The sequence below is a fragment of the Bradyrhizobium sp. HKCCYLRH2060 genome, assembly GCF_051168135.1.
Lineage (GTDB): Bacteria > Pseudomonadota > Alphaproteobacteria > Rhizobiales > Xanthobacteraceae > Bradyrhizobium.
The window spans coordinates 13,977-35,338 of the sequence record NZ_JBNPUK010000007.1 but is presented as its reverse complement, the minus strand read 5'-3'; the positions used below and the strand labels follow the sequence as shown (position 1 = coordinate 35,338).

The following is a 21,362-nucleotide window of genomic DNA, read 5'->3' as shown; positions in this document are numbered from 1 at the left end:
GGCGCCGGTCGGACTGACGGCTCAGGCAATCCTTCGCAACGCGGGCGAGCGTCGCGGCGGCGATCATCGAACCACCGACTGCTGAACCCGTGGTGCGACCGATGACAGGCCTCCCCCTCTCATTGCCGGTCCAGACCGCCGAAGCGGAAGATGCGGGCCATCAGCGGCGAAACGCCCACGAAGGTCGCGGTACAGCCCTGGGCTTCCAACTGCTTCCTCAGCATCAGCAGCAATCCAAGGAAGCGCGCATCGATGGCGCAGACGTTGGAGAAATCGACCGTGACCGGCTTACGGGACGCCGTCGCGGCGCGGAAAACCGGAATGGCCCGGTCGACGTGGCGCGAGTCGGCGGGCCCCGACAGGCTGAGCGTGACCGCGCGTGTCCCATAGTCCTGCGTGATGGTCAGCGCCTCACCCCGCTCATGCGTGCGGCGCATCCACCAGGTCCACACCACGAACGGCAACACGTGGGTGAGCATGAGGCCGAGCATCGCCGTGCCGTCGTTCCAGTAGCGGCGCCAGAGATAGGGCTCCTCCTTGATGCGCCACAGCCACTCGAAGCCTGATCGGCGCAGGAACGCCGGTGCTCGCTTCACGGTGCCGGCCTGGAAGTTGAGCGCGGCGCCGAGGTGGGCGCGAACTGGAATCTCGAGACGCTCATGGTTGCGCTGCAGCCATGATTGTCCCTTCACGCTGCTGAGCGAGGCAACCAGGAAGTCCGCCCCGCTGGAATTGATCTCGTCGATGATGTGATCCCGGCTCAGCTCCTCGGCCGACAAATAACCGGGGTTCGACCAGCCCACGCACTGCAATCCCGCCGACTGACCGTTCAGCGTCCGGGCGGCCCGTTCGGCGGCCCCCTCCGGGCCACCGAAAAGAAAGAGCTTCAGCGCGCTTGCCGGCGCGGCCTCCGACTTCAGCGCGTCGAAGATGTCCGCGCCGGCCGTCCGGCTCTTGATCGGAATCCCGAGCAGCCTGGCGATCCAGACCACCGGCATGCCGTCCACCGTGCAGAGATCGCTCAGGATCAGCGACTCCCTGAAGCTCCTGTTCGACTGGCTGGCGACAAGGAAGTTGAGATTGGGGGTCGAAATGAGAAGCCGCGTTCTTTGTTGAGCAGCATCGCGGATGCGGCGCAGCACGCCGCGCATGTTGATGGCATCGACCGGTATTCCGAGGACGCAATAGACGTCGCGCGCGAGGTCGTCGGGAATTGCGGCGTCGGCCGGGGCGACAGCATCGACCTCCGGCCGATCGCGACCCGCCCCGGAGCGCCCCACGCGATAAAGGGAGGATCCCGGCTCCTGCAATTCATGCGTGGTCAGCATCAACCGCTCTCCCTCAATCTGCCCCGCCGCACGAGGATGCCGGGCCGCGGACCCCTGCCGCACCTCCCCGACCGAAAAACGTGCGACCTAAAAGCCACTATTTAATTTTAAATCACATGATTTATTTAATACGATTTATTTGTGAATGCCAGAGCAGATTTGCGGCGCGTCCGCAGCGATACCTTCCGAGCACGCGTCGAAGGTTCTTTTATTTAATTTCATCTCTGGATAATATCATGGACGGTATTCCCGGCGGCTGCCGGGGGCCGCCCCGTTCGAATATCCGAGTGAGATTGATGCCGAGAATTGCAGCGAGCACGTCGATGTCGGCCGGGCCGCAGGCCTCCGCGGGGACGTTCGACGTCTGCGCGCTGATTCCGGTCCTCGCCTTCGCCTACTCGTCGCTCATTCAGCCGCTGATCTATTTCAGCTTCCCGCCATCGCCCGGACTCCAGGGCTTGCTCGAGAGCAGGGTCGAGAACCGGGTCTTCTGGCCTGTTCTCGCGGCCGTCGCCATCATCGTTACGATGCAACGCCTCGCCCGCGGCGAGCGGTTTGCCGTTCCGCCCAACATCATCAGTCTCTGCGCCTATTTTGGATTGGCTGGCGCCAGCATTGCGTGGGCATTCAAACCCGAATTCGCCTTCGTCCGTTTCGTCCAGGAAGCGATGGTCCTCACCGCCATCGTGCTGCCCGCCCTGCTATCGAGGCCGAGCGCCGACATCCTGCGCGGCATGTTCCTCTGCTTTGCAGCGGGGGCGATCCTCAATGTTCTGCTGATCCCCGGCGGCTACGCGACCTACGCGCAGTACGGCAACGCGCTGGTCGACATCGGTTATCAGGGCTACTTCTCGGGCAAGAACCTGCTGGGCGAGTTTGCTGCCATCGCCTTCCTGCTGTCGGTTCACGAGCTGCTCTATCCCGGCACGCGCCGCGCGCTTGGGATCGTCGTCGCCGCCGCTGCCGTCGTCCTGATCTTCTTGTCCAGTTCGAAGACCGCGCTCGGCCTCGCTCTGGTCGCCCCGATCCTGGCCGTCCTGACGCTGGCGCTTGCGAGAACGCTGCGGGTTGCACCGCTTCTGATCCTGATGGCGATCATCCTCGGCTACTTCGTGGTCGGCGAGCTCGCGGGCTTCACGACCGGCCGCATCGCCTATCTGCTGACGGGTGATTCCAGCTTCACCGGCCGGACGACCATATGGGCCTTCTCGAATCTGGAGATCGCGAAGCGGCCGCTCCTGGGATGGGGCTATCAGAGCTTCTGGCTGGTCGGCGCCGACGCACCAAGCATCACCGATGCGCCCGGCTGGGTGAAGGCCATGCCGAACTCCCACAACGGCTACTACGATGCGATGCTGGAGCTGGGCTATGTGGGCTTTGCCTTTCTCCTCGTCTTTCTGGCGGCCACCGTTCACGTCATCGGCCGCGTGATGAAGCACGACTACAAGCGGGCGTGGATCCTGCTGTCCGTCGCGCTGTTCGTCATGCTCTACAACCTGCTCGAAACCCTGTGGCTGCGCGCGTTCGACGTGACCTGGGTGGTGTTCGTGCTCGTCACGGTCGAGGCCGCGCGATACTGGCGGAGGTCACAACAGAGCATGCCCGCCGCTCAGCCGGCGAACAGGCGGCCGGCTCGTTGGAGCCGTACACGGCCGGCTTGGCGCCCGCGGCTCGGCGTCCGCACCTGACGGAAACCCGTTGGACGTCTCACGCCGGCTCTATTGCGTTGATCCCGGCGCGGCCGCGAATGGCGCGCCCGCCTCGAATCTCGCCTTGGCCGGCAACGTATGCAGCTTGGTATCGCTGGTCGGGTCCACCCAGGGCCACGGATGATCGCCGAAAAAGCCGGGTTTGGCTCTGAGATACAGCGACGCCGGCAGCGGCTGCGCCGCGAGAGCGTCAGTCCAGACCACCTTGCCGGTGAGATAGTCGAAATTGCCGCCGCGGATCACCGTGGCCAGCGTCTTCGGATCGGGCGCCATGGTCCATCGCTCCGGGTCGTAGCCAAGCATCCAGACGTTGCCGACACCGCCCTGCCCCCAGGCGGCCGTGCCGGCCCGCATCGATGGATCGTCGTACACCCAACCGCTCATGCGTCCCGGCTGGCCCAGCACATTGCCGGCGAACGAATCCCACCACGAGCCGTAGGCGAGACCCACGGCCCGGATGCCCGAGCGATCGACGAAGCGCTGGCGCTGGCCGGTGAGATGGTTGCGGAAAAAAGTGAGATAGATCGCGTTGCCGTGCGTGTAGTCGCTGTCGGCATTGTGGGACAGATTGCCTTCGAACAGGACGTGATGCGCGCCGGCCATGTGCGAGGCGTTGATGCCGACCTCGACCCAGCCGGGATTGTCGAAATCGAACGAGTCGTCGGCATAATTATAGCCGACGACGCTGCCGGCGCCCGACGACCGGAACACCATGTTCTTGCAGACATCGACCAGGATGTTGTTCTCGATCAGGACCTCCGAGGAGCCCGCCGCCAGGCTGATCGCGTAGCCCGCCCCGCCCGGCTGCGGCCACGAGCCGGCGTGAATGTAGGAGTCGCGGAGCTCGATCCGGAACGAATTGTTGATCGCCACGCCCTCGCCGAGCCATTGTGTCACCTCGACGGATCTGGCCCAGGAATAAGCGGCGGCTTCGAACCGCAACGCGCCGTCCGCCCCGCCGATGATGCTCAGATCTTCGACACCCACCCTGGCAACGTGGATGTCGCGATTATTGGCGGCGTGGCGACCGCTGTTCGGGTCGGTGCTGTAGGGCGTGAGCTGCGCCTGGTGATCCCTGCGATAGCTGATCGTGAGCGGCGAGGTGAATGTCACCGTGCTGCCGGTGACCGAGGCGATCTCCTTGATCTCGGCGGTCGCCCGGTCGGTCCGGGCGAACCACGACATCGACTTCGGCAGCACACCGGGGGTCTGGTCATATGGACCTCCGGCATTCGCGCCGGCATTGTCGTCCCCCGGCTGAACCGGATCGTGCATGTTCCAGGCGACCCGATCGCCTTGCCAGACCTTCGCTCCCGCCGGAAAGCCGGCCGGTGTCGCCTGCCACGATGCGCCCGAGACCTCGTCGAGCAGAACGAAATCCCCCGGCTTCAGGTTCGCGGTGTTGGCAAGGGTCACAGTCGACGTTCCCTGAACGCCGTCGGCCAGCAGGTCCTGCGACGCGCTGCTGTCGGGGCCATTGTTCCAGCGCGAAGGTCCGACGATGATGATCGGCTTGGGATCATAGCTGTACGTGCTCGGATCGACCGGCGTCAGGATTCCCTTGGTGCCGGCAATCACGGCCGACGTTCGTGCCCGTGCACCGTTGGTTTTCACCAGCCTGGTCACACCCGCGCCCGCGCCGCGCAGCGTCACCGGCCGGCTGATCAGGAGCGGCTCGTTGACGATGAACGTCCCGGGGCCGAGCATCACCACCTGGCCGGCGGGCGCGGCGGTCAGGGCGGCCTGGATCGCGCCGCTGTCGTCTCTCCCGCTCGGAGACAGCGCGCGATAAATGATGGTGCGGTTCGGAATACCGCCGGCTGACATCAGCCCGGGATTCCAGGCTGCGAGACGCTCCACCGGCAGCAGATTGCCGGCCAGTGACGGCCCGGCGGACGCGGTCGGCTCGGCGGCTGCGGCAATGCCGCGGACAGACAGCAGGGCAAGCGCCGCCGTGAGCAGCGCCCGGATGCAGGCGGCGTCGATCCGGCGCGTCCCACGCGCGACCGGCCGGGCCGAAGCCTGGGTGCAGCCGGGGATCACGGGGCCGATGCCATCCATGTTAACCTCTCGCAGGACCGGTCACAGCGAACGAGGGCGCCGATTTAAAAACACCATGACTTTGACACGCGCCCTGACATAATATTAATTCACGATTTAATTTATTGAAAGGCGGCCGGCGACGCCCCTGCTCGGCAGAGATTCGTCGCAATCTTCCGCCTTCGGCAAGGGATTTGATACGTGACGCCATCGCGCCGCTACCTGCTCATCTCGCCCTGCCGGGACGAGGCCCAATACCTCCGCCGGACTCTCGACAGCGTCGCTGCGCAATCGGTGCCGCCGGCGCTGTGGATCGTGGTGGATGACGGATCGACCGATGACACCCCGGCCATTCTCGACGAGTACGCCCAGCGCCTGCCCTATCTGCGCGTGATCCGCCGCGCCGATCGTGGCGGACGCAAGGTCGGGCCCGGCGTGATCGAGGCGTTCTATGCCGGGCTGGAGAGCGTGCGGCTGGAGGATTTCGACTATCTCTGCAAGCTCGACATGGACCTCGATCTGCCCGCGCGCTACTTCGAGCTGCTGATGGAGCGGATGGAAAGCGATCCGCGGGTCGGGACCACCTCGGGCAAGCCGTGGTTCGTCCATCCCCAGACCGGCGCGCTCGAGCCGGAGGTCTGCGGCGACGAGATGTCGGTCGGGATGACCAAGTTCTACCGCGTCGCCTGCTTCCAGGAGATCGGCGGTTTCGTGCGCCAGGTGATGTGGGACGGCATCGACTGCCACCGCTGCCGCATGCTCGGCTGGATCGCCGAGAGCATCGACAGCGAAGCGCTGCGCTTCATCCATCTGCGGCCGCAGGGCGCCAGTCACAAGGGCATCTGGACCGGGCGGCTGCGCAAGGGTTTTGGCCAGTACTTCATGGGAACGTCGCCGCTGTATCAGTTCGCGGTGGCGGTCTATCACCTGCCGGCCTATCCCGCCCTGATCGGCAGCACCGCGATGCTGTGGGGCTATTTCCGGAGCTGGCTGACGGGCCTGCCGCGCTACGACGATCTCGAATTCCGCCGCTTCCTCCGCGCCTACCAGCACGCCTGCCTGCGCCTCGGCAAGCGCGCCGCCACGGCCCGGATCAACGCGGAGCGGGCCCAGCTCTGGCGGGCCAGCCACGCCGCGGCCGACACGCGATGACGCTCGGCGGCCGATCGCCGCGGCACTGACACGACGATTACGAAGCTACGTGTTTCTCCGACTCCGTCTGGACAGCATGGCCAAGATTCTCGAGCTCAGCCGCCTTCGTGCCGCGTCCGCTCTACCGCCGATGACGGCGCCCGGCGACGGGACGACCGCGCCAGCGGCATCACGCGGAACGAACATCAAGGGCAGTGCATCCACGCTTATTCCGTCACTCGACGGCATCCGCGCGCTGTCGGTGCTGATCGTGGTGCTGGGCCATTCCGGACTTCAGGCCATCGTCCCCGGCGGCTTCGGCGTCACCATCTTCTTCTTCCTCAGCGGCTTCCTGATCTCCACGCTCATGCTGGCCGAGCATGAGCGAACCGGGGGGCTCGACGTTCCCAGTTTCTATGCGCGGCGCGTGTTCCGGCTGATGCCGCCTCTGCTGCTGTCCCTGGCGATCGCCTACGGCCTGACCGCCGCCGGCCTGCTGGACGGCGGAATGACCGTCAAGGGCCTGGCCGCCCAGGTGTTGTATTTCGCCAACTATTACGGCCTGTTCTTCGATCCCGGCAACACGGTGCCCGACGGCACCGGCATTCTCTGGTCGCTCGCGGTCGAAGAGCATTTCTACATCGTCTATCCCCTGCTGATGACGCTGCTGCTCGGATCGGCGCTGCGGCCGCGCACCATCGGCGCGCTGCTCGGGCTCGTCTGTCTCGGCGTCCTCGCCTGGCGCTTCCATCTCGTGCATGCGCCTGGGTTCTTCTCCGACCGCACCTATTACGCCTCGGACACCCGCATCGACTCGATCGCCTATGGCTGCATTCTGGCGCTGGTCATGAACCCGGTGCGGCAGCGCTCTGCCTCGGGGCGGATGTCGGCGGCCCAATGGGCGCTGCTGGCCGGCGCCGTCGCGGCGCTGCTGGTCTCGCTGGTCTACCGTGATCCGGTGTTCCGGGAGACCGCGCGCTACAGCCTTCAGGGCCTGGCGCTGATGCCGTTGTTCTATTTCGCGGTGCGTTTCGCCGACGCGCCGCTGTTTCGTGATCTCAACCGCTCCTGGGTGATGACGCTCGGCACCTATTCCTATGCGATCTATCTGATCCACAACGTCGTGATCCGAACGATCGACAAGAACCTGCCCGCGATCGCCGCCAAGCCGTACCTGCTGTTTCCGCTCGCGCTCCTGATCTCCGTCATCTACGCGGCGGCGATCGAGCGCTTCATCGAGCCGTATTTCAGGCAGCTCCGGCACAAGTTCAGGCCTGCGCCTGCTGCCGGAGCGGTGCATGACGCGTCCGGCGCAGACTGGCCGCTCGGCAACCGTCTCGCCGAGAGTCCGACGCCGCGCGCATCCTGAGCGGATCGGCCCACGTCACCGCTCGATCGGCTGCGGCACAAATGCGTCAAATTGTGCAATTTAAATAATTAGTCCCGCATTTAATACTGCGACCCGGGCGAATGAATACTTTCGGGGACGGGTGGATGCGGATCGCGCGCGCGGTTGCACGACGAATTCGGCGAAACACGCTCGGTCCCCTGCCGGACGATCCGGCGCTGCGCCCGTTGAAGTCCCCGCTCCAGATCAATCTCTCGGGCAAGGTCGCGCTGGTCACCGGAGCGGCCGGAGAGCTCGGCCGGCCGATCGCCCGGACGCTCGCGGCCTGTGGTGCGAAGGTCGCGATCCATTATCTGACGGCGCGGGCTGCCGCCGAAAGACTGTGCGAGGAGCTGAACGAGCTTCAGCCGCAACATGCCTGCACGATCTCGGGCGACGTCGCCGAGCTCGAGGACGTGCAGGCCATGCGCCGCGCCACCGAGCACGCGCTCGGTCCTGTCGATATCGTCGTGAACAATGCGGTGACATGGTACGACGAACGTCCCGTGGTCGAGCAGACACCCGACCAGTTCGACAAGGTGTTCCGCTCTTCGGTCCTGCAGGCCTGGGCGACCGCGCGGGTGTTTTCCGGACCGATGATCGAGCGGAAATGGGGACGCCTCATCTCTCTCGGCACGGAGATGACGAGCCTGGCCCTGCACAACCGCGCGCCATACACGGCGGCCAAATGCGCCATGGACGGCATGCTCCGATCGCTGGCGCGGGAGCTCGGAGGGCATGGCATCACGGTGAATCAGGTCGCCCCGGGCTGGGTCATCTCCGACAGGGACCGCCGCGACCGCGACGAGGTGCAGCCGCTCTACGAGCGGTCCGTGCCGCTCGGGCGGCGTGGCTACGATCAGGACGTCGCCAACATGATCGCGTTTCTGGCCTCGGACCTCGCCGGCTTCGTGACCGGCGTTCGCGTGCCAGTGTGCGGCGGAATCGTCATGCCGGAAGCCTGACCACGCGCGCTTCGATGCAGCCAGCTCACCTGATGTCGATCGCGCCTCAGCGGAAGACGCGATGACGGTGGCACCAACGCACGAACACGTAGATCGACCAGACGCGCGACCAATAGATCCCCGGCGCGCCATCGAGGAAGGCGCGCCAGAGGCGCTCCACGGCCGCAGGCTCAAGCCCCACCGGCGCAATCGCCTGCGGGTCGCGCAGGGTCCGGTCCATCGCATCCTGCAGGCCGCGCCGTATCCAGCGATCGAGCGGCAACACGAAGCCGCTCTTCGGCCGGTCGAACAACGACGGATCGAGGCCACGCAGGCCGATCCGCCTGAGCATCGCCTTGCTCCGCAGCGGCGCGTAGCGCGTCGCATCGGGCAGCCGGTCGACGCTTTCGAACAGCACCTGATCGACCAGCGGCACCCGCTGCTCCAGCGAGGCCGCCATGCTCGCCACGTCATTGTCGCGCAGCAGGCGCTCGCCGAGAAACAGGCGCTGCTCCATGACGCTGATCGCCGACAGCGGGGTGCGCGCGCGGGTCTCCGCGGTGATCTTCGCTCTCATCGCGGCGGGCAACCCATCGTTCAGCGTCTCGACGAGATCAGGCGCGAGCAGCTCGCGCTGAAAGCCGGGGAGGAACAGCGCATAGGCCATCTGGTACAGCGCCAGGAGATCGTCGCCGCACCGGACCATCTCCGGCAGCTTGGCCCAGCGCGTCTGCGGCGCCACCGTTCCGCGCGACGGCGACAGCATCTGTGCGGCCAGCTTCGCCGCAGCGGCTTTGACGCCGGCCGGCACCCAGGCGGTGCGCTCCGACCATCGCTGCAGGATGGGCAGGTCGCGAAATGACGTGTAGCCGCCGAACAGCTCGTCGCCGCCGGTCCCCGACAGCGCCACCGTGAAGCCTGCGCCGCGGATGGCGTGCGACATGAAGTAGGAGTTCAGGCCGTCGAAGGTCGGCTGGTCGAGGCTGTCGAGCGCGGCATCGAGGTTGTCGACGAAGTGCTGCTCCGTCAGCACCACCTCATGATGCTCGGTGCCGATGGCGGCAGCGATCTGTCGCGCGATCGGCCCCTCGTTCAGCTCCTGCTCCTCGAACGCCAGCGTGAAGGTGTGGATCGGGCTCCTGGCCGCACGCTGCGCCAGATTGGCCATGACCGAGGAATCGATGCCGCCCGAGAGAAACACCGCCAGCGGCACGTCGCTGGCGAGGTGCAGCCTCAGCCCCTCCTCGAGGATCTCGGCAAGCTGGTCCTCATCCATCGTCGGATCCGGAGCCCGCTCCGGGATCGACCAGAAATCCTCATCGCGGACGGTGTTGCCGACGCCGTCGAATGCGGTGAGATGGCCGGGAGGCAGCAGCTCGACGCCCTTCACCGCGGTACCGGGGCCGACCACGAAACCGTTCCAGACGCCGCTGGCGACGGCCTGCGGATCGAGCTGGGCGCTGCCCAGAAGGCCCGACGCCAGGAGAGCACGCAGCTCGGATGCGAAGGCGACCGACCACCCCGCGTCTGGGTTCGAGGCGCGGGCGACGTACAGCGGCTTGATGCCGAGCGGATCGCGCGCCAGCAGCAGCCGGCGCTGCTTCGGATCCCAGCAGGCGAACGCGAACATGCCGCGCAGCCACGCCACCGCCTCCGGCCCGTGAAGGCCGAGCGCGCGCAGCATCACCGCGGTATCGCCCGTGGAGCTGAAATGCTGGCCGTCGGCGACCAGACGCTGCCGCAGGTCGGCGAAATTGTAGATCTCGCCGTTGAAGACGATGACGTGCCCGCTGACCGGGTCGATCATGGGCTGCACACCGGCCGGCGACAAATCGAGGATCGCGAGCCGGCGGTGCGCCAGCAGCGCGCCCCAGCCACGCTCGTCCGCGGGCGAGGTCCAAATTCCGCCGGCATCCGGACCGCGATGGAGCATGGCGTCGTTCATCCGCTGCAGCGCGGCGCGGTTGTCGTCGTCCACCCGTCCGATGATCCCAGCGATGCCACACATCAGAACAATCCGTTTGAGAAGCGCGACGTCAAAATGACGGACGGCACGGAATGGCCTCGCCCGCGAGATCGCGGACTAACAGGGCACGGGCATCGCTGGACCATTGTCGGCCCTCAAATGGAAGCAGCCGTTCCGGACGACCAGGACGCCGGCGCTGGTGCCGACGCCGGCAGCGGACCGTAGGTTCGCGCCAGGCATTGTTCGTAGTCGAGCGGCGGCGTCCAGCCGAGCGTCTCCCTCAGCTTGCGATTGTCGAAGCGCAGCGGCTTGAGCATCGCATCGAATTTCTTGGGCGTCAGGATCGCCGGCACTTTCGTGGCCCGCCTGAACACGGTCGCAAACGCCAGCCGCACGACGCTGCTGGCCAGCCAATGAGGGATGGGCAACCGCAAGCCGCGCGCGCCGGTGCCGCGCATGTAGTCCGACAGATAGGACCAGACCCGCTCGCCGGGACCATCCACGACGTTCAGCGTCTGGCCGATCGCCCGCGAATCCCTGGCCGCCAGCGCGAAGACGTCGGCGCAGTTCTCGACATGGGTCATCGGGATGCGGGTCAGCGGCCCGATCACGACGTGGTGGCGTCCGATCTGCTGGCCGAGCGCGGCGAGATAGCCGTGGCCGCGACCCCAGATGAAGCCGGGACGCAGCACGGTGAGATCCCAGCCATGCGTCTCGACGTAGCGGCGCGTCACCCGCTCCTGCCACCATTTGGCGACGGTGTATCCGCCACGGGTGTAGACGTCAGGTGTCTGCTGCAGCGGCGCGCGTTCGTCGAGGACATCGCGCGTCGCCGTGTAGTCGTAGACCGAGAAGCTGCTGCACAGCACGAGCCGGCGGCAGGCACTGCCCGCCATCGCCTCGAGCAGCCGCTCGGTTCCGCCCACGGTGCCGGCGAATTGCGCGTCCTCGCCGCCGGAGACCACGGCCGCCAGATGGATCAGCACGTCCACATTCTCGAACGCGCCGACAAGGTCGCGCGAGGTGCGCAGGTCGGCCCTGACGACGTCGACCGACGACGGCCAGCCGAGCGCATCGACGCGCGTCGCCGGGCGGACCATGGCACGAACCTCGATACCGCGGGCGAGCAGCGCATCGACGACATGCCGGCCGAGAAAACCGTTGGCGCCCGTGACCAGGGCTCTCATATCGCCAGCTCCCTCATGTCCGCCTGCTCGCTCGGCTTCATTGCCTCGACCATCCGATTGACCGCGAGGACGTCCTCGATCGTGATCGGCAGGGCCGTTCCCGCGCCGAGCGCCTGATAGGTGCGCGCCAGACACTCCCACAGCCCCTCATAGGCGCCCGGGCCCTTGAACTTGCGCAGCAGGGTCGAGAGCGCCGCGCGGCGGATGTCGCGGCCCTCCTCCAATCCGCTGAAGAACGGGCGCAGCGGCTTCGGCACGTTGCGCGGGCCATCGAAGGTCAACCGCGTTTCGAACAGATTGGCGGTCGCCTGCATCCGCTCGCCATAGACCCGCAGCCAGAACGCGTCGGGCTGAGCGCTGGCGCTGAAGCCGAGCGTCGCCGTGCCGCGCTCGGCTTCGACCACACAGCGAAACTCGTCGTACGGCAGCGGCGACGGCTTGCGCTTGCTCCAGACCGTCTCCGCCTTGCGGTGCGGGCCGACGAACGCATGTGACAGCGAGGCGAGATGCGGCAGGAAGTCGGCGATCGCGCCACCCGCCAATTTGAGCGCCGGATGCGGCGAGTTCGGATCGGCAAAGCCGTCGGGGCCGAGGATGTCGAGGCAGATCAGCACGTCGACATGGGTCACGGCGCCGAACTCGCCGGTCTCGATCCGGCGCAGGATGTCCTGCGGCGCCCGGTTGAAGACGTAGTTGTAGTCCTCGACGACGTGGCGGCCGGTCTGCTTGGCGCGCAACGTCAGGGTCTGCAACTCGTCGAAGGTCGAGGTCGCGGGCTTCTCGACGATCACATGTGCTCCGGCCTCCAGCGCGTCCATCGCGAGCCGGAAATGCGAGGTCGGCGGCGTCGTCACATGCACCACATCGGGCCGCACGGTCTGCAGCATCGCGCGATGATCGGTGAACCAGGACGGGATCGCGTAGCGCTCGGCCGCGGCCTCCGCGGTCGCCGGCGACAGGTCGCAGATGCCGGCCAGTTGAACGCCCGGCAAGGTGTTGAGGCAGGCAAGATGCTGGCGGGCGATCTGCCCTGCCCCGATGAGCACGGCCTTCATCACGAACTTGCCTCCAGGATCTCGCAATAAAAGTCTTCCAGCGCCTGCGCCGCCGCGCTCCAGGCATACTTCTCGACCGCGACCTGCCGCGCCGAGCCGCCGATCCGCGCCGCGAGATCGGGCTCGGCGAGCAGCCCGCTGACCGCATCTGCAAAGGCATCCGGCTCGTCTGCGATGAGGATGTCACGCCCGGGCATGGCCTCGATGCCCTCGGCACCCAGGCTGGTCGAGACGATCGCCTTGCCCATCGCCATGGCCTCGACGATCTTGAGCCGCGTGCCGCCACCGAGACGGAGCGGGACGATCACCGCCGCCGCGGCGGCGAGGTGCGGCCGCAGGTCCGGCACGAAACCGGTCAGCTCGATCCGCGGCCCGGCCAGTGCCGTCAACGCCTGCGGCGGCCGGCCGCCGATGATCTTGCAGCGCGCATCCGGGTGCCGCGCGGCGACGCGGGGCCAGATGTCCTGCACGAAATGCGTGACCGCATCGATGTTGGGCACCGTCGACAGCAGGCCGAAATAGACCAGCGTACGGCCGTCGGGCGCGGGATCGGTACCGCGCGGCTGATAGAAGTCGACATCGGCGGCATTGGGGATGACCGCCGTGCGGGCGTTCGGAATGTCGTCATGCAGACGCTTCTCATCGTCCGTGCTGCAGAGATAGACGCCGTCAGCTTGGCGATAGGCTGCGATCTCCTCGCGGCGCAGCTTGCGCCAGTTCGCGCCGGCATAGAGCCGGCGGCCCAGGCTCGCCCCCGTGGCCGCGAACTGCCGCGCCAGATCGTAGGCGATCTCATGCGAGTCCACGATCAGCCGCGGCGGCGTTGCGCCTGCCGGCGCCTGACGGAACAGGCAGTGACCGAGATAGGGAAATTCGAGATTGACGATGTCGAACCGCGTGGACCGCAGCACCCGATCCAGCACCCGCTGCAATTCCGGCAGGGCCACGCGCAGCCGGTCGAAGCTCCGCACCGAGACCAGCGAGCGCAGCTGCAGCAGCCGCTTCGCGAGACCGTCGCGGCCGTAAGGGTTCGGCACCAGCACCACGTCGCGGCAATAGGACTGCATGGCCAGCCGGCACTCGTCGATGTCGAAGGCGTCATCGACCAGCATCACCGCCGTGAGGTCGTGGCGGCGCGCGAGCTGGGTCATCAGCCCGTGCATGCGCGCCTGTGCCCCGAACCGCGGCGGGCTCGCCGGCATATGCGAGACGCAGAGGATGCTGAGCCGCCGTCGGTCGGCGAAACCGGCCACCGACCATTCGGGATCGCGCTGCGCTGGCGGCGCAGGCTCGACCTCCATCACATCCAAGCCTTGGTGGTTGTCGCGGGCCATGACCATTTAAAGCATTTAAATCACGGGATATTTTATATGTGGCATTTAACGATTGCGATAGTTAATCGCGACGTGCGGTGCTGTCCGAGGCCCCCTTCGTTCCATCTCAGCGCCTGCCGGCGAAATCATGGATGATCGTACCTGCGATCCTGAGCGGCTCGCGGACCCGGAACATTCCGACGACGATCGCGAGATAGAGACAGCCGCAGAAGCAGCCGGACAGAACCATGCGCACGAGCGCGGGATAGGCTCCGAGAAGCGTCGCTTGCATCCACCAGCCCGCAGCCGCAGTCGCAACGGCGCCGACGGTCTGCGGACCGACGGCCCGGATCACCAGTTCCGCACCGATCCCGATCGGACGTCCGGCATACATCACCGACGGCAACGCGATCAGCGAGTATCCGGCCACGACGCCCCAGGCGACGCCGACCGGCCCAAAGGGCAGTCCGGCCAGCACCGCAACGACCTGCGCAAAGAGAGAGATGATGCCCCAGGTCTGCCAGCGGTCCGCCCTCCCGAGCGACAGATGCAGCCAGCCCTGCGAGCCCTCGACGACGTGCGAAATGCCGCGCAGCGCAATGATGCTGAGCAGCCCTCCCGCAGCCTGCCACTTCTGCCCCAACAGCACGACGGTGAGGTCCTCCGCGGTGACGGAGAGGATCGCCGCCGCCGGCATCAGGAAGAACGCCAGCATCGAGAGTGCCACCTCGTACTTCTGCCGAAGCGCAGCCGGATTCGCCTGCAGCTTGCTCAGCGCCGAGCTTCCCACCGCATGCGTCTGATTGAGCGCCGCATAGATCGAGTTGTCGTACAGGTTCATCGCATTCTGGTAGTAGCCGACCTGATCGGGCCGGTAGAGCAGCCCGAGCGCGATCCGGTCCACCGCCCGCGACAAGGTATAGGCCACGGTGAAGCCGACCACGTGCAGCCCGAACCGGACCATCGACCTCACCTCAGCATCGAAAACGGGGACGCCGGGCCTCCAGCGACAGGCCGACCACGCGGCGACCACGACGCAAATCGATGTCACGACGGGACGAATGACCAGCGCCCAATAGCCGTAGCCCTCGAACGCCATGGCGACGGCGGCAACCGTCCCTGCCAGCGTGCCGAACAACTGGATCCGGCCGATGCGACCGAACTGCAGCGTGCGCCGGAGCAGCGCCATATGCTGGTTGGTCAGCCCGGACAGCACGAAGGTGATCGCGACGCAAAGCGCGATCGGCTCCAGTCGCGGATCACCGTAGACCCAGGCAATCAGCGGGCTGGATGCCGCGACGACGATCGCCACCGCAACGCCGATGCCGGTGCTGACCCAGAACAGGCCGCTGACCTGGGCCGGCGTGATCCTGCTGCGCTGAGCGGTGGCATCGAGCAGGCCGAAGTCGATCAGCAGCGGCGCGAAGCTCGTCAGCACGGTGACGATGGCGACGAGCCCGAAATCCTCCGGCGCGAGCAGCCGGGCCAGGACGATGGCCGCTCCGATCTGGAGCACGGCATTGCCGTATTGGATGACGATGGAAATCAGGCCGCCGCGCAACGCACGGCGTCCGAGATCGCTCGATTCCCGATGTTCCTCGAAGTAAGCGGCGACGGCTTCCGACATCTCCGTTCAATCGCTTTCAATCATCGTAACCAACCTTTCGATTCCCAGTCACGGCCAAACAGATCCGTCCAGGGCAATGAAAATCCGATCGTCGAAAATGCAGCCGGTATAAAATAGCTCGCGGAGGCCGCTGGAGCGATGACGCCACTTTGTGGCGGAGAAAAGGATTGAAACGTCACTGCGCCAACAATACCGGCTTGCGATTTAATTCCTGCTCGCGAGCCATCCCCGAGCCAGCCGCCATCTCCGCCAGCCTCTTCAGCCGATCCTTGCGGGCAGCGAGGCCCGGCATCGGCTGCAGACCCGTGGCCTCCAGGATCGTCTCCCACCGATACACCCAGTCGTGCCGCATCAAGGTCTGGGCCATGCCGGTTCGCCGCATCCGGTCCTGGCGGACCGGATCGCCGTCCAGCTCCCTGATGACCCGGTCGATGTCGGGCGATGTGTGCGGCACGTCGATCATCACCTCGGGCCAATCGAACAGCCGCGGAAACAGGTCATTGTCGGGACGCTCGCCGAGCATGATGGCGCCCGCCGCCGCGCCCTCGAAATACCGGTAGCCGAACTCGACTTGCCGCCCGGTCTCCTGCGGCTCGTCGAACTTGCCGGGATTGACCAGAAAATACCTGCTTCTCTTGGCGAGGTTTGCCATCTGCGTCCGGTGCTCCCGGAGGTCGATGGCCTGGCTGCCGCCGATCGTGTCGTGGAGATAGAACAGGCCGCTCTGCTGCGCCATCGCGAGCAGCGACTGGTGGGTGACACGGGAGCGACGCCCCATGCTGAAGACGTCGATGACCCTCTCGGGCGGATCGGGATAGGGACAAAAGCGGATCGCGTCGATGGCGAGCGGAAGATGCACGCAAGCCTTGCCGATCTCCTCGCCGAGCGGCTTCACCGTGCCGATCTGGAACGGCATCACGACATCGAACTTGGCGAGGATCTTCAGGAAATGCCGGTGCTTGGCGATCTCCTTGATCCAGAGCTCGTCCAGCAGACACACCGAGGTCCCGCACGCACCTCTCAGATCCTCGATCGCGTCGAACATGATCAGGTCCTGCGGGAACCCGCAGATCGCGAACAGAACGTCGTATTGCTGCTGCGGCTTGATCCGCGTGAGCCCGGGATTCAGCAGCACGGGCGCGTGGTAGCCCAGCCGGGTCGCGAAGCTCGCCCGTCGGCTCGACGGGTCGAGTTCGGGCGCGAACAGCTCGGCGGAATCGACCTCGCAGATGATGTCCTCGAACTCGACATGGGGACCGCGGTTGAGGGCTTTGCCGAAGATGTTTCGGAGTGAGAAGACGGCGATACGGGGCTTGCCCGGCTGCGAACTCATGACGCCTCACTCTGGTGTTGTTGGACCACTTGCACGGTGCTGTACGAAGGCGGCGACGTCACGATGATGAAACCGGTGTTCTGATGAGATCGGCGTCCAGCGCGATCCGCGCAGCGGCCTCGATGCGCGCGAACGGAACGTCGGCCCGGATTGCCATGTCGAGCAGGCTGTGCCTGCCATCCGCGAGGTTGAGGACCCATAGCAGGTCCATCTGCGTCGCCCCGCCCGCCTCGCGCTGGCCGGCAATCGCGCGATACAGGCCGCGCCGTCCCAGTTGCGGCTCCCCTCGCCCATCGACGCGCTCATAGATGCGGTCGCGATCGAGCAGATCCAGCACCTCCTCGATGACCGCGTAGGACTGCTCGAGACAGTCCGGCTTGACGAAATCCAGATTGTCCGCCGAGGTGTGATATTCGGGAAACGTGCCGTGCACGCCGCGCATCAGGCACCCGACCGGCAGATCGAATCCCGGCGAGCAGAACTGCCGCTCGTCATATCCATAGGGGCTGAATGGCAGAATCTCATGAGGATGGCCTGAGTGCTTCAGGACATGCGCGACGGCGCGATCGATGCTCGCCCCGCTCCGGCTCTGCTTGTAGTGAAATCCACTGGAATCGCCGAGACAGGTGAGGACGAGGCCGTGTTCGACACGTCCGAGATTCCGCTCGTTGCGGTCGAGCCACGCGAGCGCGCCGATGGTCGCCGGCAGGAACAGAAATCGGTATCCGAGTCGGCGCGGCTGCTGCGCCTGCCGCATCGCCAGCGCCGTCATGACGGAAATCCCTGAGAGATTGTCGTTGGCGAGACTCGGGTGACAGATATGGCAGGTGATCAGGACTTCCTTGTCCGTCTGCCCGGGGACGAAGAATTCGCCGTAGGTCAACGCCCCCTGCGAGAGCTCGCTGTCGATCTCGACGCGGTAGCTGTCGTCCGTCATCCCCCGCCACAGACGATCTTGCAGGCAGAAGCCCCAATCGTCGGCATAGTAGCCGGTCCGGTAGGGAATGAGATCAGGCTGATCCGGCAAGGTATGGACGTGCTTGGCAAGCTCGGCGCGGCTGAGCACCGCCTGGACCGGCTTGCTGTAGCCCATCACGTGCAGATTGTTGTCGGCGAAGTCGACGAGAACGCGGCCCGACAGGGTCGAGATCGTCGCGCGACGAATGTTCCACTCCGCCGGCACGTGCCAGTCCAGGACCGGCGTGCCGGACGGCACCTCGTGAATCGCAAGCCCGACATTCCGCGCGACGATGCCGAGCGTCTGACGGACACCCGCCCCGGTGAGGCTGCGGTTGATCGGAAACAGTTCGGCGACCAGATCGTGGAGATCGATCGCCGGCGTTCTCGGACCAGCCGGGGATTTGAGGATGTCCAGCATGACGCGTCAGCCCTACTTCATCGGTCAGGCCGACGCCTGCGCGGCATCGGCCGCGAGATCGCCGGCCGGCAGCGGCACGATCGTCGGCTGGTAGACCAGATGCTCCGCCGGAGCTTCCACCTGATCGTATGGCGTGACGATCTCCTCGGGCAGCCGCGCGAGATCGGCCACCCGCAGGAAGTCGCGCAGGTTCGTGCCGGTCGATTCCGAGTCGATGTTGACGGCGCCGCGCCGGCTGCTGACATCGGCAAAATGCACGGTACGGAAATCGATGCTGAAGCGCGTCACGCCCGAGGTGTTCGGGACGGACGAATGCAGATGCGCTCCGGAGAAGATCGTGACGCCGCCACTCGGCGCGATCACCCGGATCTGCGGATCCAGTGCAATCTCCTGCTCCGGCTTCGGCTGCACCCGTGTATCCGTCTTGATGTGCTGCGCCGCCGACGCACGCGAGGTCCTGTTCCACTCGTAGTAGTTATAGGTCCTGGAGCCGTTCTTGATCGCTTCATCGAAATAGCGCGGATGAAATGCAAGGCCGTTGTCCGGCGCGATGTCATACACCGGCAGCCACCAATTGAGCTGGCACGGCGGCGCCGAGTACCAGGTGTCGCGATGAGGGTGGAATGCGAACGCGATCCCGGTGGTGAGATAGTCGTTGCTGGTTGCCGACCGCAGCCGCGGCACGTCGAAATAGGTCAACTCGGGATCGCAGCCGAACTCGCGGAGCGTGCCCTGGACCAGCTCCTTCGACCGGGCGTGATGGATGAAGAACGGCTTCAGCCTGGCGAGGATCTCGACGTAGCGCTCGACCGGGAGCTCGAATTGCGCCGTTCGGGGATCATAGGGATGAAACGCCTCCTCGATCAGCTCCCTGGCGAACGCGACCAGCGCATTGAGCGAGGGCGTCGGCGAATGCAGGAACAGCGCGCCCTGATACAGTTTCTGGCGCCGCTCGTCATCGGGCATCGTGGCATCAACGAAAATGTTCGTCATTCCGTGATCCTCCTCGACAAATCGTCAGAACGTTCGAGACGATCGGGCCGCTCCGTGGCCGCCAGATCCCTCCCCCAGGATACCGCGCTGTCGTCATGCTGCTTCACCAAAGACCCCGTTCGGCAAGCGAGGGCCAAGCGGCATCCTTGGCTGACAACACCGTCACCGGCTGCGGCCATCGGATGCCGATCATCGGATCGTCGTGCCGGAAGCCGTCCGAGAGCTGCTCGACATAGTCTTCGCCCATCAGATACTCGACCGTGACGTCGTCGGTCAGCGTCTGGAATCCATGGGCAAAACCAGCGGGAACGTAGAGCATCCGCGCCGTCGAGGGGCCGAGCTCGCAGGCATAGACCTCGCCGCGCGTCGGCGAGTTCGGCCTGATGTCGACGATGACGTCATGGATCAGCCCGGCGCTGCAGCGGACGATCTTGGCGTCAGGCTTCGGCGCACGCTGGAAATGCATGCCGCGGACGCTGCCGCGGAGACGCGTCACCGAGCTGTTGCCCTGCATCGGGACGAACGCGATGCCCTGCTCGGCAAAGGTCTTCGCGCACCAGGTCCGCGTGAAGCTGCCGCGCTCGTCGGAGCGAACGGTCAGCTCGATCAGCCGCGCATCCGACCGTCCAAGCGGGACAAACCTCATGGCTCAACACTCTTCGCGCATATGGTGCGGCAATGCCCTGCTCTACTCCTCGATCGTCGCCTTGGGGACCGGCACGATGAAGCGGCCGCCCCAGTCGCGGATCGCCGCCATCTGTGCCTTGATCTCGCTCTTGATGTTCCACGGCAGGATCAGGACGTAATCCGGCCTGGCTTCGAAGATCGCTTCCGGCGGCAGGATCGGAATGCGCACACCCGGCATGTAGCGGCCCTGCTTGGACGGGGCGCGATCGACCGTGAAGTCGAGAAAATCGGTGCGGATGCCGCAATAATTCAGCAGCGTCACACCCTTCGCCGGGGCACCGTAGCCGACGATCTTCTTGTTGTCGCGCTTGAGCGCCGTCAGCAATTCGAGCAGCGCACGCTTGGTCTCTTTGACCTGCTCGTTCCAGGCCATGTAGATGGCATCGTCATGCAGCCCATAGGCCCGCTCCCGCGCCAGGACATCGGCAACGTTCGGGCTCTCCGCATGAGCGGCCTCCGCGTGGCAGACGAAGAACCTGATCGAGCCGCCATGCGTCTCCGGAAGCTCGACGTCGAACACCCGCAGGCCCGCTTGGGCGAAGATGCGCAGGCCCGCGATCAGCGACAGATACGAGAAATGCTCGTGATAGATGGTGTCGAACTGATGCCGCTGCATCAAGGTCAGCAGGTGCTGGACCTCGAAGGTCGCGACGCCCTCCGGCGCCAGCAGGATTTTGACGCCGCCGACGAAGTCGTTGATGTCGGGAACGTGCGCGAGCACGTTGTTGGCCGTGAGGAGATCGGCCGACCAGCCCTCCTCCCGGAGACGGGTCGCATAGTCGCGGCCGAAGAATTCGACCCGGGTCTCGATGCCCTTGGCGCGCGCGGCCAGCGCAACGCTTTCGCAGGGTTCGACGCCGAGACAGTTGATGCCCTTCTGGAGCGAGTATTGCAGCAGATAGCCGTCATTCGACGCGATCTCGACATGCCGCGAGGCCGGGCCGAGCTTGAAGCGATCGGCCGTGGCTTCGACATAGCGGCGCGCGTGCTCGAGCCATGAGGTCGAGTGCGAGGAGAAATAGGCATAGTCGGCGCGGAAGATCTCGGACGCGGCCAGGAGGTCGCGCGTCTGCGCCAGACGGCACTCGCGGCAGACGAAGGTCTCCAGCGGATAGAACGGCTCCGCCCGCATGTAGTTGGCCGGATCGATGTAGTCGTTCGCGACCGGCGAGGCGCCGAGATCGATCAGCTTGAGGGTCAGGTCGTCGCCGCAGTGCCGGCACTTGGGCGCGACGCCGACGGCGGTGGGAAGGGTCAGTTCCATGGTGTCTCCGTCACTGTCCT

At 65.8% G+C, this 21,362-nt stretch carries 16 protein-coding genes; 4 read left to right on the top strand and 12 right to left on the bottom strand.

Going from position 1 to position 21,362, the window contains the following annotated elements; translation table 11 throughout:
• Window positions 1-119 precede the first annotated feature (119 nt).
• Window positions 120-1,328 carry a WecB/TagA/CpsF family glycosyltransferase gene (locus tag ACQR10_RS15855; RefSeq protein ID WP_315802923.1) on the bottom strand — a complete coding sequence of 403 codons (1,209 nt, stop codon included), beginning with the start codon at window positions 1,326-1,328 and terminating at the stop codon, window positions 120-122.
• 296 nt (window positions 1,329-1,624) lie between these two features.
• Here ACQR10_RS15855 and ACQR10_RS15850 point away from each other — a divergent pair, with 296 nt between their 5' ends.
• Window positions 1,625-3,016, top strand: coding sequence for an O-antigen ligase family protein (locus tag ACQR10_RS15850; RefSeq protein WP_316180513.1), 1,392 nt, complete (start codon window positions 1,625-1,627; stop codon window positions 3,014-3,016).
• Window positions 3,017-3,046: 30 nt separating this feature from the next.
• Here the strand turns inward: ACQR10_RS15850 and ACQR10_RS15845 are convergent, their stop codons facing one another.
• Window positions 3,047-5,098: a glycosyl hydrolase family 28-related protein gene (locus tag ACQR10_RS15845; protein ID WP_316216146.1), complete on the bottom strand. Its 2,052-nt coding sequence runs from the start codon at window positions 5,096-5,098 to the stop codon at window positions 3,047-3,049.
• 180 nt (window positions 5,099-5,278) lie between these two features.
• On the opposite strand from ACQR10_RS15845, the gene ACQR10_RS15840 reads away from it, so the two are divergent.
• From ACQR10_RS15840 to ACQR10_RS15830, 3 genes are all read left to right on the top strand, one after another.
• Window positions 5,279-6,229, top strand: coding sequence for a glycosyltransferase (locus tag ACQR10_RS15840; protein ID WP_315802920.1), 951 nt, complete (start codon window positions 5,279-5,281; stop codon window positions 6,227-6,229).
• A gap of 76 nt (window positions 6,230-6,305) precedes the next feature.
• A complete protein-coding gene (locus ACQR10_RS15835) occupies window positions 6,306-7,577 on the top strand; it encodes an acyltransferase family protein (RefSeq protein ID WP_316180510.1) in 1,272 nt (423 codons plus the stop codon).
• A gap of 206 nt (window positions 7,578-7,783) precedes the next feature.
• The gene (locus ACQR10_RS15830; RefSeq protein WP_316216145.1) at window positions 7,784-8,560 is read left to right on the top strand and encodes an SDR family NAD(P)-dependent oxidoreductase; all 777 of its coding nucleotides are present in this window, start codon (window positions 7,784-7,786) and stop codon (window positions 8,558-8,560) included.
• A gap of 46 nt (window positions 8,561-8,606) precedes the next feature.
• On the opposite strand, the gene asnB is transcribed toward ACQR10_RS15830, so the two are convergent.
• The 10 genes from asnB to ACQR10_RS15780 form a co-directional block, all read right to left on the bottom strand.
• Entirely contained in the window at window positions 8,607-10,547 is a 1,941-nt protein-coding gene (gene asnB, locus ACQR10_RS15825) for an asparagine synthase (glutamine-hydrolyzing) (protein WP_316216144.1), read from the bottom strand.
• A gap of 113 nt (window positions 10,548-10,660) precedes the next feature.
• Window positions 10,661-11,692, bottom strand: coding sequence for an NAD-dependent epimerase/dehydratase family protein (locus ACQR10_RS15820; protein WP_316216143.1), 1,032 nt, complete (start codon window positions 11,690-11,692; stop codon window positions 10,661-10,663).
• On the bottom strand, window positions 11,689-12,747 hold the full coding sequence (locus ACQR10_RS15815; protein WP_316216142.1) for a Gfo/Idh/MocA family protein: 1,059 nt from the start codon (window positions 12,745-12,747) through the stop codon (window positions 11,689-11,691). Before ACQR10_RS15815 ends, ACQR10_RS15820 begins: the two co-directional genes overlap by 4 nt.
• Complete coding sequence (locus ACQR10_RS15810; RefSeq protein WP_434911998.1) at window positions 12,747-14,048, bottom strand: glycosyltransferase family 4 protein; 1,302 nt, start codon at window positions 14,046-14,048, stop codon at window positions 12,747-12,749. Before ACQR10_RS15810 ends, ACQR10_RS15815 begins: the two co-directional genes overlap by 1 nt.
• Window positions 14,049-14,187: 139 nt before the next feature.
• Window positions 14,188-15,687 carry a lipopolysaccharide biosynthesis protein gene (locus tag ACQR10_RS15805; RefSeq protein WP_316216140.1) on the bottom strand — a complete coding sequence of 500 codons (1,500 nt, stop codon included), beginning with the start codon at window positions 15,685-15,687 and terminating at the stop codon, window positions 14,188-14,190.
• A 175-nt stretch (window positions 15,688-15,862) separates the two neighbouring features.
• A complete protein-coding gene (locus ACQR10_RS15800; protein ID WP_315802912.1) occupies window positions 15,863-17,020 on the bottom strand; it encodes a glycosyltransferase in 1,158 nt (385 codons plus the stop codon).
• Window positions 17,021-17,078: 58 nt separating this feature from the next.
• On the bottom strand, window positions 17,079-18,398 hold the full coding sequence (locus ACQR10_RS15795; protein ID WP_316216139.1) for a DUF4910 domain-containing protein: 1,320 nt from the start codon (window positions 18,396-18,398) through the stop codon (window positions 17,079-17,081).
• 24 nt (window positions 18,399-18,422) lie between these two features.
• The gene (locus ACQR10_RS15790) at window positions 18,423-19,391 is read right to left on the bottom strand and encodes a phytanoyl-CoA dioxygenase family protein (RefSeq protein WP_316180496.1); all 969 of its coding nucleotides are present in this window, start codon (window positions 19,389-19,391) and stop codon (window positions 18,423-18,425) included.
• 103 nt (window positions 19,392-19,494) lie between these two features.
• Window positions 19,495-20,037 (bottom strand): dTDP-4-dehydrorhamnose 3,5-epimerase family protein, encoded by a 543-nt coding sequence (locus tag ACQR10_RS15785; protein WP_316180494.1) that lies wholly within the window; start codon window positions 20,035-20,037, stop codon window positions 19,495-19,497.
• A gap of 42 nt (window positions 20,038-20,079) precedes the next feature.
• A complete protein-coding gene (locus ACQR10_RS15780; protein ID WP_434863897.1) occupies window positions 20,080-21,342 on the bottom strand; it encodes a methyltransferase domain-containing protein in 1,263 nt (420 codons plus the stop codon).
• Between the last annotated feature and the right edge of the window lie 20 nt (window positions 21,343-21,362).